The sequence below is a fragment of the Thermococcus sp. MAR1 genome (assembly GCF_012027305.1).
Classification (GTDB): domain Archaea; phylum Methanobacteriota_B; class Thermococci; order Thermococcales; family Thermococcaceae; genus Thermococcus.
On the sequence record NZ_SNUF01000001.1, the window covers coordinates 39092 to 54117 of the forward strand.

Genomic DNA, 15026 nt, shown 5'->3' on the forward strand with positions numbered 1-15026 from the left:
CAAAATGATGAAGATAGTTGAGAGGGTCAAGACCAAGACGAGCATCCCGGTTTACGAGAGAACAGTCGAGAACGTTCTAAGCGCCATCCAGGCAAGTGAAGACGTCTGGCGCATCGTCGACCTCAGCGAGGAGCCGCTTCCGCTCGTGGTGGCTGTCATCACTGCCCTCCACGAGCTTGGCTACGTCGCCTTTGACGGCCCGAACGTCGTCCTCACTCAGAGCGGCAGGAAGCTGGTGGAGAAGTACGGAATCGGCGCGAGGAAGGACTACACCTGCTCCCACTGCGAGGGCAAGACCGTCGAACTCGATGCCTTCAGCGACCTCCTTGAGCAGTTCAAGGAAATAGTCAAAGACCGCCCGCAGCCCAAGCACGACTTCGACCAGGCCTATGTTACCCCCGAGACAACCGTCGCCAGGATAGCCCTCATGCACACCCGCGGGGACCTTGAGAACAAGGAGGTCTTTGTTTTGGGAGACGACGACCTTACCAGTATAGCCCTCATGCTCTCTGGTCTCCCGAAGAGGATTGCCGTCCTCGACATTGACGAGAGGCTCGTAAAGTTCATCGAGAAAACCGCCGACGAGCTCGGCTACGAGAACATCGAGATGTTCACCTTCGACCTTCGCGAGCCGCTCCCTGACTACGCGCTCCACAAGTTCGACACCTTCATCACCGACCCGCCCGAGACCGTTGATGCGATAAGGGCCTTCGTCGGCAGGGGAATAGCGACCCTCAAGGGGCCCGGCTGCGCCGGCTACTTCGGAATAACGAGGCGCGAGAGCTCGCTCGACAAGTGGAGGGAAATTCAGAGGGTTCTCATCAACGAGTTCAACGTCGTTATCACCGACATAATCAGGAACTTCAACGAGTACGTCAACTGGGGTTATGAAGAGGAAACCAGAGCCTGGAAGCTCCTGCCGGTCAAGGTCAAGCCGTCCTACAACTGGTACAAGAGCTACATGTTCAGGATTCAGACGCTCGAAGGCTCAAAGGGCTTCGAGGAAAAGATAGAGCTTGGAGACGAGCTCTACAACGACGAAGAGGCCTCGACCACATGAGGGTTGAGGGGCTCGCAGAGTGCGTACGGAAGAAACTCGGCCGGGTTTCCGGCCTCCATTCTCTCATTCTGTACGGTTCCCTCCTTAGGGGTGACTTCGTCCCGGGGACGAGCGACGTGGACTTCTTTGCGGTTCTTGGGGATGGCACTGATCCAGAGATTATTATTGAAAAGATAAAACCTGTCCTTGAGGAGTGTTCAGCCTTTCTTAACCCTGTGGAAGTTGACGTAGCATGGGAATGGCTCTCGAACCTTCGCGATCCCCTCAACTTGGGTTATCCCTACAAGTTTCTCACCGTTTACCAGCGAGATTTCAGAGAAAACCATGTAGTCCTGCTCGGGGAGGATGTGGTTGGCATCATTCCGGAGTATTCACTTGATGAACTCCTTCCCGGGAGGCTGGAGGGTATTTTGAGAAACCTCGAGCGCTTTTCGAGGAACCTGAAGATGCTCCATATCCTGGCCGGCGAGACGGCCAGGTTGATGGCCTTTTTGAGCGGTTCAAGCCTTAGAAAGGACGACGTTTTGAGAACACTCCAACAGCTCGGCGACAACGAGGCAGTGATGATTTACACCGCTTATCTAAAGGGCAGGAACGAGCCCTTCGACGGGGACTTCCTTCAGGAGTTTGTTAAGTTGAGGGTGGAAAAAATGAAAACGCTATTTCTTCCTCCACATAAGCAGCGCCACTAACAAGAGGCCCGTTCCGAGGAGAAAGTATGTATAGCCACTGCTCCAGTGTCTTTTCGTGCCGACTGTCCTGAAGCCACTGACTTCATAAGCCGCTATTGTCAGTGGACTGCCCGTGGGATATATCACCACGTAGCCGTCCAGTCCTTTAACATCGGCTTTTCCCGTGGTGTTGCCAACGTATCCTGAGTTTTTAACGAGGATAAAGGTCGCGTTCTCAAGAACAACGACCGACCCCTTGGCTTTTGGATTGGGAATATCGGCGTAGATGAGTTTCCTGAGGAATGAAATGCCCCTACTGTGAATCGGGGTATTGGCCAGTCCAGCCTTCTCCAGTGCCCAGAGAACCTTTGCAGTTGACGTTATGCCCGCTATCGAGCCCTGGGTGTACGGGAAGGCCCCGTTGGGGTATTGTCTCTCCTTTAGCATCTCCAGTGTTTCTTTCAACTCGTTTTCCATACCAAACTCTATGAAGACTATCACGGCGTAGGCAAGGTAATACGTCGGGATGTTATAGTAAGCGGGGTTCCCGTTTTCCGGGTTGGTGGTTTCAATCATCCACGTCAGGTTCTTGCGGAGGTAATCGAGGGAAGGGGAGTAGTTGTAGCTTACGTTGAGGAACCTGAAAACCAACACGACGTATTCTGTGTTGTAGAAGTCTCTCCAGACACCGTTTTTCCCGGTGGAGATGAGATAGTCCACCTCTCTCTGGTAATCCATGCCCATAAGGGCCTTAACCCTGGCCAGCTCGGCCACCTGCCAGGGGAGCAGTCCGGAGAGGTTGGAGGGAAGTTTGGGAGTTTTGTTACAGGTTAAGAAATAATCGGCCAGGACAACCTTTTCCCAGTCATCCTTGACTTGTATCTTGGAGAGGTACGGGCAGGCTATGGGGCGGAGGTCCTCAAAGCTCCTGATTTTAGAAACACCCAACAGATCAAGGACGCGATAGTGCAGAACACCCCAGAAGCCGAAGTGCTCCATTTTGAGGAGCTCCTCGCGGTATTTCTCATCCCCTGTGGCATAGAGGGCCATGGCGATTGAGAGTGTATCGTTGAACTCGCCCACCAACTCACTCCCCTTGCCGAGGTACGCAAGGGCAAAGGCTCTGTATGCACTGAGTTTCCCATTTACACTCATTTTTTCAAGGTCCTTTGAGTCCTCCAGTGCCAGATAGCCGAATATCCTCTCAACGTCGTTCTGTGGCTTCACTGAGTAGAGGTAGCCCTCGCCCCTCTCGATGGCCTCTTTAACCTGCTCCCTGAAACCAACGAGCCTGTCATCTATATAGTCCCCATCCAAGAACTCCTTGAGTGCCAGAACGGAGAGGGCTGTCCCGGTGTAGTCCTCCCAGGAGCCGTCGGCGTTCTGCCTGTAGATCAGCCAGTAGGCGGCGCTGTTAAGCGTTGAGTTGTAGCGTCCCCTCGCTATCCTCTCCCCCCTCATCAAAGCCAGCATCGCCATTGCCGTGTACTTAGCCTCGTGCTCTTCCCCGTATTTATACCCCCACGAATCGAAGGGTGTCTTTATCGCCATCAGCCACTCACATCCTTCAAGAACGTGAGTATAGTCTCCGGTTTTGTACAGGGCCAGAACGGCGAAGGAAGTTTCCGGAACTGTGGGTGTGTAAACGTAGGGCTGGATTTTAGCGCTCGCTGGAGGAGATGATGCCATGAGCATGAGGGCGAAAACTACAACGAGAACCTTCCTCATTGAAATCACCCCATGAAAAGAAAGGGGAGGGGCTTAAAAATCAACCGTAGTAGACCTTGACGTCGAGCTGGTAGCTGGCGGTCCAGTAGTAGGTATCGTAGGCGTAGACCAGGAAGTACCAGGTTCCGGGGGCGGGGTTGGTGTACTCGACGTGCTCGCTTGAGCCGTAGTTCTCGGAGCGGTCGACGAGGTTCTGGTTCGGGTCGTAGAGGTACAGATCGAGGTCGTCGTAGCTGCTTCCACTCAGATCTCCGGTTATCTTCGTTGCTCCGCTGTTGACGGTCATCTGGTGGACGTTGTAGTCGTGGTAGCTCACGCTTCCGGTGAAGGTCTGCTCATCGACGGTCGGCTGTGGGGGCTGGGTTCCACCGCCTCCTCCACCGCTGGATTCGCTGAGTGAACCGTCGCTGACCACGTCAACCTGGTAGTTAGCACTGCCCGAGTAGCTGACGACCTTTATGGTCCAGGTTCCGGCGGTCGGGTTGTAGTAGCCGACCTTTTCGAAGCCGTAGTAGGCGGTGTAGGAGTAATCAACTTGGTTGCCGTTCGGGTCGTAGAGGTACAGATCGAGGTCGCTCTTAGCGTTGTCCCAGTAGAGGGTCGCGGTTATGAAGGAGGCCCCGCTTACCGCGAACTGGTGGGCTTCAGTACCCTTATCGGTGACGTAGCCGGTGAAGGTGAGCTTGGCGTAGCTGTCGTAGTGGGCAGCCTTGTAGGCGTTGACCCTGCCGGCACCGTATGCTATATCGACTATCTCGTCTGGCTTGACTATGTCGGCGGTCTCGATGAGGGCGGTCTTGACCATGTCCGGACTCCAGCTCGGGTGGGCCTGGAGGATTAGGGCAGAGATTCCAGCGACGTGTGGGGTGGCCATCGAAGTTCCCGGGGCGGCAACGTAGTAGTCACCGATGGTAACGTCAGTGAGCTGGGTTCCGCTGGCCCTCGCCGCTATGATCCAGTTGCCCGGAGCGACGACCTCGGGCTTGAGCCTTCCGTCGGCAGTTGGTCCCCTGCTGGAGAAGTCGGTTATAGTGTCGTATTTGTCCACGGCACCAACAGTGATAACCTTGCTGGCCGCAGCAGGGGAACCGACGGTGTACTTGTCGGGCCCGCTGTTTCCGGCTGCAACACAGACGACTATTCCAGCGTCCCAGGCGTTGTTCACGGCCTGGCTGAGGGAGTCGGTACCGTCGGAGCTCTGGCTCGAGCCGAGGGAGAGGTTGATGACCCTTATTCCGTACTTGTCCTTGTTCTGGACCGCCCAGTCCACACCGGCTATGATGTCGGATATGCTTCCCGAACCGTCTGCACCGAGGACCTTAATGCCCACGAGCTTGGCACCGGGGGCCATTCCCTTGTACTTGCCGTTGCTGGCCGCCCCGGTTCCCGCTGCAATGGAAGCGACGTGGGTTCCGTGGCCCTGGTCATCGTAGGGACTTGAACGGCCGTTAACGAAGTCCTTCCATCCGATAACCTTGCCTTGGAGGTCCGGGTGGGAGGCGTCTATTCCAGTGTCGATGATGGCGATGGTTATTCCCGAGCCATCGTAACCGAGGTTCCACATGTTGGTGGCCATGACCTGTGCGGCGGACTCGTCGAGGCCCTCGGTTTCAACATTGACCTGAACCTTGTAGTCCTCCTGAATGAACTTTATTCCAGAAACCTTGGTGTTGCCAAAGAAGCCGGTGTCAATCATGCCCGCTATCATGAGCAGGTCCTTGACCTTCATCTTGACGGCAACTGCCGGGATAACCTTGTAGGTGTACTTAATTTCAGCACCCATAACTTTGAGTATCCTGATGGCCCTGTCCCTGTCTGCCGGGCTATCGAACATTATTACGGTGTTGATTTCCTGATTCCAGTTCATTCTCTGAACCTTCTTGAACAGGCCGGGGGTTAGAAGGCCGTAGTTCTTCTCCTGAATGCCGTTATTTCGAACGGATGGTTTTACGGGTACTGCGGCGGCCGTTCCTGCCAGGAGTCCTACGAGAACCAATGCCAACACCACTATACCCCATCTCTTCATTGTAGCACCTCCATGTGCAGCAGACCCCATATGGGGACATCTTAACTGCTAACGTCCAATAAGTTAAAAATTTTGCGCAACAACATATCTTTAATTAATGTACATTGGCTCAATGTACATCTTTGTGTTAAAAAAATGTGCTTCTATATAACTCAAGCTGCATTAATTGGGGGTAACTCTGGTGACATTGGTGTCATTGATGCGACACTTAGGCACAATGAGTGCACATTTAAACCGTCAATAACTGTAAGAAAAATGTAACGAATGGTAAAATTGAAAAATCAGAGCTCCTCAAGACCGAGCTCCTTGAGCTTCTCCCCGGTTATCTTTCCGTCCTCGGTCCAGCCACGGAACTTGTAGTACTTCGGAAGCATCAGGTGCAGCCTAACAACGTGGCCCTTGTTGGGCCCGTTCCTAACGGGTTCCTCAAGCAGTCTCTTCGGTAGGGTATCTTCTTTGAGCGGGTCGAGTCCAGCGCGTAGGTTGAAGAGCCTCTCGGCGTTCCAGATGCGCTCTCCTATCTTGAGGTAATCCTCTGTTGAGAAGTCCCAGCCAGTGGCGGCGTTTATCATGTCGCGGTAATCATCGGCGCCGAGACCGAAGGTGGTGAAGACACACAGTCCGGCGGCATCGATGAGAGCGGTTAGGTCCTGGAAGAGTATGACCATCTTGACCTTCTCATCGCCGATGTCGTGCGGGTCCATCTTGTATGGGTATCCTAGGATCTCAGGGCTTATCATGTACTGCTTGATGTGACAGCCACCGCGGTTGTTGGTTGCGTAACCGAGACCGTGGCCTTCAGCTCCGCGCGGGTCATAGGCTGGAAGCTCCTGCTTCTTGACCCCCATGAAGTACTCGACACCGTTGTACATCTCGGCCAGGCGATAACCGCCTTCGGCCAGTTTGTCACCGAAGCCCTCCCTCTTGGCAATCTTCTCTATGTAGTAGTGGAGCACCTCTGTGTTGCCCCACCTGAAGGGCGGTGCCTCCTCCCCGAGATCCTCCTGCTTGAGCAGTCCCTTCTCGTAGAGCTCCATGGCAGTCGCGAGAGTTCCTCCGAGGCTGATCGTGTCCATACCGTACTCGTCTGCCATGTGGTTGGCGTGGATTATGCTGGCAAGGTCGTTTATTCCATTGTGAGCACCCAAAGCCCAGATGCTCTCGTATTCGGGTCCTTCGGTTATTCCGAGGGTCGGAAGCTTGTTGACCCTTCCACAGCCTATTGGACAGGCGTAGCACGGCTTATTCCTGATGAGGTACTTCGCGGTCATGGCCTCGCCGCTCTGCTCTTCGGCATATTCAAACTGGCTGTACTGGAAGTTCTTTGTTGGATAGAGGCCGTTCTGGTTGATTATGTTCACGAGAACAGCCGTTCCGTACTTTGGAAGTCCTCCCCCAGCGACCGGATCGTTTCTGAGCTTGTCGGTCTTCTCCTTCACAACGCTTGTGAACTTTGCCCTATCGGCTACTTCCACCCTCTTATGTCCGCGAACAACTATCGCCTTCAGCTTCTTGCTTCCCATCACGGCACCAACGCCGCCCCTTCCAGCGGCCCTGTGCTCGTCGTTCATAACGGCCGCAAACTTGACGAGGTTTTCTCCAGCAGGACCAATGAGTGCAGCGCGGATTCTCTTGTCGCCGATTTCTTCCTTAAGGGCCTCCTCCGTCTCTGTTGAGGTCTTACCCCAGAGGTGGGAAGCGTCCCTGAGCTCAACGCTCTCGTCGTTTATGTAGAGGTAAACCGGGTGGTCGGAGGCACCCTCAACTATTATCGCGTCCCAGCCGGCGAACTTCAGCTCGGCTCCAAAGAATCCACCGGAGTTGGCCATGGCTATGTAGCCCGTCAGCGGGCTCTTGGTTATCACCATATACCTTCCGCCGGTCGGTGCCGTCGTTCCGGTCAGCGGGCCGGTGGTGTAGAGTATCTTGTTCTCAGGGCTCAGCGGATCAACCGTTGGATCCATCTCCTTCAAGAGGAAGTATATGCCAAATCCTCTGGTTCCGAGCCACTTTTTGGCGAACTTCTCATCGAAGGTCTCTTCCTTTATCGTCCCGTCCGTCAGGTTTACCCTCAAAATTTTTCCCCAGTACGCAAACATATTTCGAAGCCTCCAGCGGTTCTTGGAAGCATTTTTGTACATTGATGCTAATAAATTTGACGAAAGCAAAAAAATGCAACATTGATGCTATGATAAGCACATCAGTTTAACAAACATCGACGCTGACTTTTTCGAACTTAAAAGTTCGCGGCTGGAGGAGATGTGTTGAGAAAAGATAAAAGTATGAATCCGAGTTCACCAATAGCCCTTCATTCCCTTCTCCGGGATGGGGCAGAGGACTATTCTTCTCGACCACAGACAATCGGCACAGCTCGGCTTGTTGCTCCAGCAGTCTGACTCGGTGTCCCATACGAAGGAGCAGGACTCGTTGAGGGGGCAGTCCGCACAGCTTGGGTAGAGGGAGTTCTTAACGACGAAGCGGAACCAGCTGTAATCCTTGCTTGTCCATATCTCCTTCAGGCTCTTCTCTCTAACGTTTCCAAAGGAGTACGCTATCACCTTTTTCTCCCTGCCGAAGACTATCTCCGGGTAGGTATGAAGGAAGCGGTAACAGGGTGCAACTTCCCCGTCCCATCTGACAACTGCGACTTTCTTTTCGACGAATTCACAGTGCCTCTCGGTCCTCAGGGAGAACTCCGCGAGCTTGTACATGTAGCCGTGATACACCGCTTCAAGCTTGTCTATTATCGGCTTCATGTCAACGCTTCCATCGTAAACTATTAGCTTTGCGTGTTCCTTCGTTATTGGAATCAGATTTGAGATGAGAACCGTGTCAACGCCCAGCGACCCGACGTAGTGGACGATGTCTATCAGCTCCCTGTAGTTCTCCTTTGTGACCACCACTTCAACGCCTATGTGCGGGACGTCACTGTTGAGCCTTTTCTTGACCTCCTGAATCTTTCTTATCCTTGAACCGGTCACGTCTGGCTTTATGTGCCCTATGTCCACCGGCTGGGTGGGCACGGAGTCCACCGAGAAGTATATCAGGTCAAGACCGAGCTCAACGAGCTCCTCTATCCTTTTGTCCGTCAGGAGGAAGCCGTTGGTGCTTATACCAAGGGCGAAGCCCCGCCTTTTGACCTCCCTCGCCATGTCCATGAATCTCGGGTGCACCGTGGGTTCCCCAATTCCACCGAAGTATATCATCTCAAGTTCTGGAAGCTCCTCCGCATCGTCGAGGATTTTGAGGAAGAGCTCCCAGTCCATATCGCCCTCTGGGTCCTCCCAGTACTGTTTGAAGCACATCTCACAGCGGAGATTGCATCGGTTGGTTATCTCCAAGTAAAGGTATTTCAAATCCGGTTTCTTGGGGATTAGAACGAAAGCACCGTTAAGCTCGAACTTATGAGCGTCCTTCTCCAACGTAAACCACCTAAAGACGAAGTAAAACGGGGGCCTTTATAACGTTTAGTGGACAGATATGGGCAGCTGGAGTAGGGCATCCGGCAGGAGTTCGAGAAGCGAATTGTGGTGCGGTGGCCGGGATTTGAACCCGGGTCACCGGCTTGGAAGGCCGGTGTCCTAGACCAGGCTAGACTACCACCGCACGCGAGAAGTGGTGGGGCGAGGGGGATTTGAACCCCCGACACCCGGATCTTCAGTCCGGCGCTCTCCCAGGCTGAGCTACCGCCCCACGCCCAATGGATAGGGTAGAGGGCGAATTTATAAATCTTGCGGTGGGCCGAAAGCAGACCCACCAGGGGAAGGGAATCTGTGAGGGGGTGCTATATCTTCGGTTCGACCGCGTAGACCGTCCTGTCCTCCCCGATGCCTTCAATCAGACCGCGGTGGCGCCTCACACAGCTCTCGCACTCGCCGCAGTGTACAGGCTTCCCGTCCTCTGTGAAGCCCTTCGGCATGTAGCAGGAGTTCGAGTACTCGTATTTGGCGTCAAGCTCCTTCAAAAGCCTCGCTATACCCTTCTTGTCGAGGTCTATGAGCGGGGCGACCACCTTGACCTCTGCCATCGTTCCGTATCTCAGCATCTCGTTCATCCTCTCCACGAACTCGGGCGTGTTGTCCGGGAACGTTGCCCCCTCCTCAGCGTTGAAGCCGACTATTATGTCCCCGCCTCCGAGCGCATCGAGGAGCGAAGCGGCGACGCTTATCAGCACGACGTTCCTTGCTGGAACCCAGACGCTTTTTGCCGTTTCCTGTGCAACGTTCATGTCCTCAAGCTCCTGTGCTGTGACCCTTGGCGTCTCGCCTCCAACGAGGGTCGTCCCGCGGAGCTTGGAGAACTCCTCAAGGAAGTCGAGATGGATTATCTTCAGCGGAACGTCCAGCTCCTTCGAGAAGAACTCGGCAACTTTGTTCGTAACGCGCTCCTCGTTGCTTCCGTAGTTTATCACCAGCATGATGACCTCGTCGTAGTTCCTCTTCGCCCAGTAGAGGCAGGCCGTTGAATCGAGTCCACCCGAAAACAGCACGACCGCGCGCTTCATTTTTCTCCCCCAACTCAAATCCAATTTTGAAGGCTTAAAGTTTTCCGGAAGTTCGATATCACTCGTGGCCTCATTAAGGGCCTCTTCTGTGGCTTTTTCTATCTCTTCAGGACTCAAATCTCTGCCCAACGAGAATGTTTTCCACTCCTTCATGTTTACTCCTCCAGCGCCAGTCCCACTATATCGCTCACGCTCGAAAATCCCTCGCTTTCGAGGTATGCCCTGATGCCCTCGTTTATCTCCCGGAACACTCCCCACCCGCGGAGCGAGACTGCCGTTCCAATTTGCAGGGCGGAGGCTCCGGCGAGGAGAAACTCGACCGCATCCTGCCACGTGGTTATCCCTCCGATTCCTATCACCGGGATATCAAGGGTTCTGGCCAAATCGTAGACGGCCCTCAAAGCCACGGGCTTCACTCCAGGCCCGGAGTAGCCACCGACGCGGTTGCTGAGAATCGGTCTTTTCGCGTATACGTCTATGGCGATGGCTTTCAGCGTATTTATTGCCGAGACTGCGTCAGCGCCAGCCTTTTCAGCGGCCAGGCCAAGCTTCGTGATGTCGTCTGTATTGGGAGTCAGCTTCGCTATAACTGGCCTGTCGGTAGCGTCCTTAACGGCCTTCACTACATCGTAGACCATCTCCGGCCTCTGACCTATCTCCATACCGTAGCCTTTGGCGTGCGGACAGCTGAGGTTCAGCTCGAAGGCATTCGCCACCTCGCTCAGCTTTTCCGCCAGAAAGGCGAACTCCTCCGGTGTTCCTCCGAAAATCGATACTATCAGCGGGAAATCGAAGGTGTAGCCTTCAACCATCTCCAGAAAGCCCTTCCAGCCCGGATTGGGCAAACCCATCGCGTTTATTAGCCCGTAGGGAAGCTCGACAATGGTTGGGTTATCGTAACCTGCCCTCGGCTCGATTCCGATGGATTTGGTAACAACTCCCCCGGCGCCCTCCTCGTGCGCCCTTATCCACTGCTCCGGAGTTTTGTCGTTGATTCCCGATGCGAGAATGAGTGGGTTCTCGAACCTTATCCCGAAAAGCTTCACTTCAAGGCTCGCCATCTTGACACCTCAAAGGCAAAAGATGTCGCTGGACTATTAAGGTTTTGCATCTTCCACGCATACAGACACCATGAATCCAGAAGGGCTGCTAGCGGCGGCGGGCGCGCCCGGGGGTGGGAACCCTCCACCGTCCCCTTCCACCGGGGCTCGCTCACCCCCGCTACCCCACGAGCGCCGAACGTCCCGCCTACCGCTGCTCCCTTCCGGGCCTGGCGGGGTTCGGCGGGCAAAGGGAGTTAGCGGAGCCCTCCAGCTCCGCCCCTCCCACCGCCGGCCCCGTGGGACGAGGGATCACCGTTGTGCCCCGGCTTCCGGGGACGGCTTTGGGAACCGCCCCCCGGGCTTCGGCCCCGGCATATCGACGGTTTCCGGTTGCAGGGGACGCCGAACCCCCCGGCCTAGCCCGCCGCCAGCTAACTTATCCTTGGGCAGATATATAAAGCTTTGGTAGGCTCGAAAACCAAAGGTTGCCCACCATTGGATTGAAAAATTTTCATAAATGCGTGAACGAATAGGTGCATGGGTGATACACCGTGCGCTTAACTGAGCATCCCCTTCTGCGTTTTGAGCGTGGCAGGGAGGTTACAATATATTTTGAAGGGAAACCTATCAAAGCCTACGAGGGGGAGACGATAGCGACTGCTTTACATGCCTCTGGAATCCGGGTTCTGAACTATTCCGCCAACGAGAAGCGGCCCAGGGGGCTTTTCTGCGCAATCGGCAAGTGCTCCTCCTGCTTGATGATCGTGAACGGAATCCCCAACGTCAGAACGTGCATAACCTTGGTTGAAGACGGTATGAGGATAGAGCGCCAGCACGGGAGGGCGAAACTGCCGAGGGAGGCAAAGCCCCCGGAGTTCAGGGAGGCGAAAGTCGTAAGGGCGGACATCGTGATAATCGGCGGTGGGCCGGCGGGGTTAATGGCGGCAATCCACGCGGCCGATGCCGGGGCGAGCGTCGTCCTTTTGGACGAGAACCCGATGCTCGGCGGCCAGCTCGTCAAGCAGACCCACAAGTTCTTCGGCAAGCGCGAGCAGTTCGCGGGAGTCAGGGGAGTGGAGATAGCGAAAATCCTTGAGGATGAAGCTAGGAAGAGGGAGAACGTTGAGGTCTTCCTTGAAACCTCCGCCGTAGGCATCTTCCAAGAAGGTGGGGAAAAGCTCGTTTTAGCTGTCAGGAACAACCGCGAGCTGATAGAGTTCCGCGGAAGGGCGGTTATCGTAGCAACCGGCGCGATGGAGAAGATGATTCCCTTTGAGAACAACGATTTACCGGGAATCTACGGCGCCGGAGCCATTCAGACCCTCATGAACACCTACGGTGTGAAGCCTGGCGACAAGGTTCTAATCGTTGGGGCCGGAAACGTGGGGCTTATCCTGGCGTACCAGCTCATCCAGGCCGGCGTTGAGGTGAAGGCGATAGTCGAGGCCATGCCGAAGGTAGGCGGCTACTTCGTCCATGCCGCCAAGGTTAGAAGACTTGGCGTCCCGATACTCACGAGACACACCATCCTGCGCGCCGAGGGGAAGGAAAAGGTCGAGAGGGCAGTCGTTGCCCGGCTGGACGAGAACTGGAGGCCAATTCCGGGGACTGAAAAGACCTTCGAGGTCGATGTGATAGCCCTTGCCGTAGGCCTGAGGCCCAGCATCGAGCTCCTCCACCAGGCCGGCTGTCAGATAAAGTATGTTAGAGAGCTCAGCGGGCACGTGGCAGTTCGCGACGAGTGGATGGAGACCACCGTCAGGGGGATATTCGTCGCAGGGGACTCCGCCGGAATAGAGGAAGCAACCACAGCGATGCTCGAAGGAAAGATAGCCGGAATCGCTGCCGCCCTGAGGCTCGGCATAGCAGACGAAAGCTGGCTGAAAGAGATGGAGAAGGCCCAGAAAGACCTCCTGGAGTTCCGCTCCGGGCCTTTCGGCAGGCACGTGCTTGAGGGCATAAAGAAGGCCCTTATCGGAGGTGTCGCCAGTGAGTGAAATTCCCTCCTACCTCAGAAACGGCTACATAACGCCGGAGGAGCTTGAAAAGTTCATCCCCCTGCCGAGCGAGGAGAGGCTGAGGAAACGGCCGGTTGCGATTCCGGAGTGCCCCCAGGAGATACCCTGCGCCCCGTGCAGGGAGATATGTCCCACCGGGGCGATAAGCATGCCCACCCCGAATGACCTGCCGATAGTCGATTACGATAAGTGCATTGGCTGCTCCCTCTGCGTTCAGATCTGCCCAGGTCTCGCTTTCTTCATGGTGCACTACGTCGGCGACAGGGCGAGGATAACTATGCCCCACGAGCTCCTTCCGGTTCCCGAGAAGGGCGAGGAGGTCATTCTCCTCAACCGCGTTGGAGAGCCGGTTGGAAGGGGAAAGGTTCTCACAGTCGTGCCGAGGGAGAAGAGCAAGGGCGACACGCCGATAATCATCGTGGAAGTTCCGATAGAGCTGGCCTGGGACGTCAGGGCGGTTAAGGTGGAAAGGAGGGGGTAGCATGGGGGGAAAGAAAATCGTCTGCCGGTGTAACGACGTCACCGTCGAGGAAGTCGAGGCGCTCATAGATTCCGGCGTCACCGATATCGAGGAGCTGAAACGGCTCCTCCGCATAGGGATGGGCCCCTGCCAGGGGAGGACGTGCGTCCCCATAGTCCTCGGCATACTGGCCAGAAAGACCGGAAGGAGTCAGGAGGAGATACCACTTCCGAAGGCGAGGGTTCCGATTCGGCCCGTTCGCGTAGAGGTTATAGTGGGTGGTGCCGATGAGTAAAATCGCCATAATCGGCGGCGGGATAATAGGCGTTGCTACCGCCTACGAGCTGGCGAAGCTCGGGGAAGAGGTAATCCTCTTCGAGAAGAACTATTTCGGCTCCGGCTCGACCTTCCGCTGTGCCACAGGAATCCGCGCCCAGTTCACCGATGAGGCCAACATCAGGCTCATGAAGTACTCCGTTGAGCGCTGGGAAAAGCTTGAGGAAGAGCTCGGCTTCGATATAAACTTCAAGCAGACCGGCTATCTGTTCCTTGCCACGAGCGAGGAGGAGGTTGAAGCGTTTAAGGCCAACATAAGGCTCCAGAACAGATTCGGCGTTCCGACCAGGCTCATCGGCATGGATGAGGCCAGGGAGATAGTGCCCATCCTCAACACCGAGCCTTTCCTTGCAGGCGCATGGAACCCAAAGGACGGCAAGGCGAACCCCTTCAAGACGCTCTTTGCGTACCTCTTCCGGGCCAAGGAGCTCGGCGTTGATGCGCGCGAGCACACGGAGGTTATAGGCTTCGAGCAGGAGGGAGATGCCATAACCGCCGTGAGGTTCAGGAGCAACGGGAAGGTCGAGAGCGTTAAGGTTGACGCCGTCCTCAACGCGGCCAACGCATGGGCGCCCCTCATCAACGAGATGGCCGGCCTCAGCAGAGACATCATACCCATCACCGCCTACAAGCACCAGCTCGTCAAGACCGAGCCGCTCGAACCCGGCCAGGCCGAACCGTTGGTGTGCCCGCCGAGCTGGAACGACGCCTACATAATTCAGGACGGTGAGGACGGCGGAATAATCTGCGGTGCCGGGATAGAGCACAAGGCTAAAGGCTTAGACGACTACGAGCCGACTTACGACTTCCTGCGCGGCGTTCTAGAGTATGCCGTCAGAATCGCCCCGCCGCTCCGCTACGCTCACGTTGTCCGCCAGTGGGCGGGCTTCTACGCAAAGACGCCGGACAGCAATCCCGCCATCGGAAGGCTCCTCGACAACTTTTACATTGCCGCAGGCTTCAGCGGTCACGGCTTCATGATGGCGCCGGCGGTTGGGGAGGCGATGGCCGGGCTGATATCGAAAGGCCGTTCCAAGGTTCCGCTCGACTGGGAGTGGTACGACCCGTACCGCTTTGAGCGCGGCGAGCTGAGGAGTTCGGCGTTCCAGATAGGTTGAGTCCCTTCCCCTATTCTTTCGACATCCCCACGGCAAGAAAAAGGTTATAAATCCTGCTGATT

The 15026-nt window shown here is 55.6% G+C and carries 12 protein-coding genes, 2 tRNA genes and 1 other RNA gene; 6 read left to right on the top strand and 9 right to left on the bottom strand.

Annotated elements, in window-relative coordinates; genetic code table 11:
- Positions 1-4: 4 nt before the first annotated feature.
- Together bpsA and E3E25_RS00230 are read left to right on the top strand one after the other, a co-directional pair.
- Positions 5-1060, top strand: coding sequence for a N(4)-bis(aminopropyl)spermidine synthase (gene bpsA, locus E3E25_RS00225; protein WP_167891369.1), 1056 nt, complete (start codon positions 5-7; stop codon positions 1058-1060).
- Complete coding sequence (locus E3E25_RS00230) at positions 1057-1752, top strand: nucleotidyltransferase domain-containing protein (RefSeq protein WP_167891370.1); 696 nt, start codon at positions 1057-1059, stop codon at positions 1750-1752. Before bpsA ends, E3E25_RS00230 begins: the two co-directional genes overlap by 4 nt.
- Here the strand turns inward: E3E25_RS00230 and E3E25_RS00235 are convergent.
- From E3E25_RS00235 to ffs, 9 genes are all read right to left on the bottom strand, one after another.
- Complete coding sequence (locus E3E25_RS00235) at positions 1720-3459, bottom strand: hypothetical protein (protein ID WP_167891371.1); 1740 nt, start codon at positions 3457-3459, stop codon at positions 1720-1722. The two genes, E3E25_RS00230 and E3E25_RS00235, sit on opposite strands and share 33 nt — an antisense overlap.
- A 40-nt stretch (positions 3460-3499) precedes the next feature.
- On the bottom strand, positions 3500-5485 hold the full coding sequence (locus E3E25_RS00240) for a S8 family serine peptidase (RefSeq protein ID WP_167891372.1): 1986 nt from the start codon (positions 5483-5485) through the stop codon (positions 3500-3502).
- A gap of 281 nt (positions 5486-5766) precedes the next feature.
- The gene (locus E3E25_RS00245) at positions 5767-7584 is read right to left on the bottom strand and encodes an aldehyde ferredoxin oxidoreductase family protein (RefSeq protein ID WP_167891373.1); all 1818 of its coding nucleotides are present in this window, start codon (positions 7582-7584) and stop codon (positions 5767-5769) included.
- A 195-nt stretch (positions 7585-7779) separates the two neighbouring features.
- Positions 7780-8907 carry a tungsten cofactor oxidoreductase radical SAM maturase gene (locus E3E25_RS00250; RefSeq protein ID WP_167891374.1) on the bottom strand — a complete coding sequence of 376 codons (1128 nt, stop codon included), beginning with the start codon at positions 8905-8907 and terminating at the stop codon, positions 7780-7782.
- A gap of 106 nt (positions 8908-9013) precedes the next feature.
- Positions 9014-9091, bottom strand: a tRNA-Gly gene (locus tag E3E25_RS00255).
- A gap of 10 nt (positions 9092-9101) precedes the next feature.
- Positions 9102-9178: transfer RNA gene (locus tag E3E25_RS00260), tRNA-Phe, on the bottom strand.
- A gap of 91 nt (positions 9179-9269) precedes the next feature.
- Entirely contained in the window at positions 9270-9989 is a 720-nt protein-coding gene (queC, locus tag E3E25_RS00265; RefSeq protein WP_167891375.1) for a 7-cyano-7-deazaguanine synthase QueC, read from the bottom strand.
- Between the two features lie 155 nt (positions 9990-10144).
- Complete coding sequence (locus tag E3E25_RS00270; protein ID WP_167891376.1) at positions 10145-11050, bottom strand: dihydroorotate dehydrogenase; 906 nt, start codon at positions 11048-11050, stop codon at positions 10145-10147.
- A gap of 95 nt (positions 11051-11145) precedes the next feature.
- Positions 11146-11459, bottom strand: an RNA gene (gene ffs / locus E3E25_RS00275) — signal recognition particle sRNA.
- A 124-nt stretch (positions 11460-11583) separates the two neighbouring features.
- On the opposite strand from ffs, the gene E3E25_RS00280 reads away from it, so the two are divergent.
- The 4 genes from E3E25_RS00280 to E3E25_RS00295 are packed head-to-tail and all read left to right on the top strand — an operon-like array spanning position 11584 to position 14964.
- Positions 11584-13029: an FAD-dependent oxidoreductase gene (locus E3E25_RS00280; RefSeq protein ID WP_167891377.1), complete on the top strand. Its 1446-nt coding sequence runs from the start codon at positions 11584-11586 to the stop codon at positions 13027-13029.
- Complete coding sequence (locus E3E25_RS00285) at positions 13022-13531, top strand: 4Fe-4S binding protein (protein ID WP_167891378.1); 510 nt, start codon at positions 13022-13024, stop codon at positions 13529-13531. Before E3E25_RS00280 ends, E3E25_RS00285 begins: the two co-directional genes overlap by 8 nt.
- Position 13532: 1 nt before the next feature.
- Positions 13533-13805, top strand: coding sequence for a (2Fe-2S)-binding protein (locus E3E25_RS00290; protein ID WP_074631508.1), 273 nt, complete (start codon positions 13533-13535; stop codon positions 13803-13805).
- Positions 13798-14964 (top strand): FAD-binding oxidoreductase, encoded by a 1167-nt coding sequence (locus E3E25_RS00295; RefSeq protein ID WP_167892533.1) that lies wholly within the window; start codon positions 13798-13800, stop codon positions 14962-14964. Before E3E25_RS00290 ends, E3E25_RS00295 begins: the two co-directional genes overlap by 8 nt.
- Positions 14965-15026 lie beyond the last annotated feature (62 nt).

Excerpts from the sequence above, each read along its gene's own strand:
- bpsA (WP_167891369.1), top strand. The coding sequence starts at position 5 with ATGATGAAGATAGTTGAGAGGGTCAAGACCAAGACGAGCATCCCGGTT.
- E3E25_RS00230 (WP_167891370.1), top strand. The coding sequence starts at position 1,057 with ATGAGGGTTGAGGGGCTCGCAGAGTGCGTACGGAAGAAACTCGGCCGG.
- E3E25_RS00235 (WP_167891371.1), bottom strand. The coding sequence starts at position 3,459 with ATGAGGAAGGTTCTCGTTGTAGTTTTCGCCCTCATGCTCATGGCATCA.
- E3E25_RS00240 (WP_167891372.1), bottom strand. The coding sequence starts at position 5,485 with ATGAAGAGATGGGGTATAGTGGTGTTGGCATTGGTTCTCGTAGGACTC.
- E3E25_RS00245 (WP_167891373.1), bottom strand. The coding sequence starts at position 7,584 with ATGTTTGCGTACTGGGGAAAAATTTTGAGGGTAAACCTGACGGACGGG.
- queC (WP_167891375.1), bottom strand. The coding sequence starts at position 9,989 with ATGAAGCGCGCGGTCGTGCTGTTTTCGGGTGGACTCGATTCAACGGCC.
- E3E25_RS00270 (WP_167891376.1), bottom strand. The coding sequence starts at position 11,050 with ATGGCGAGCCTTGAAGTGAAGCTTTTCGGGATAAGGTTCGAGAACCCA.
- E3E25_RS00290 (WP_074631508.1), top strand. The coding sequence starts at position 13,533 with ATGGGGGGAAAGAAAATCGTCTGCCGGTGTAACGACGTCACCGTCGAG.
- E3E25_RS00295 (WP_167892533.1), top strand. The coding sequence starts at position 13,798 with ATGAGTAAAATCGCCATAATCGGCGGCGGGATAATAGGCGTTGCTACC.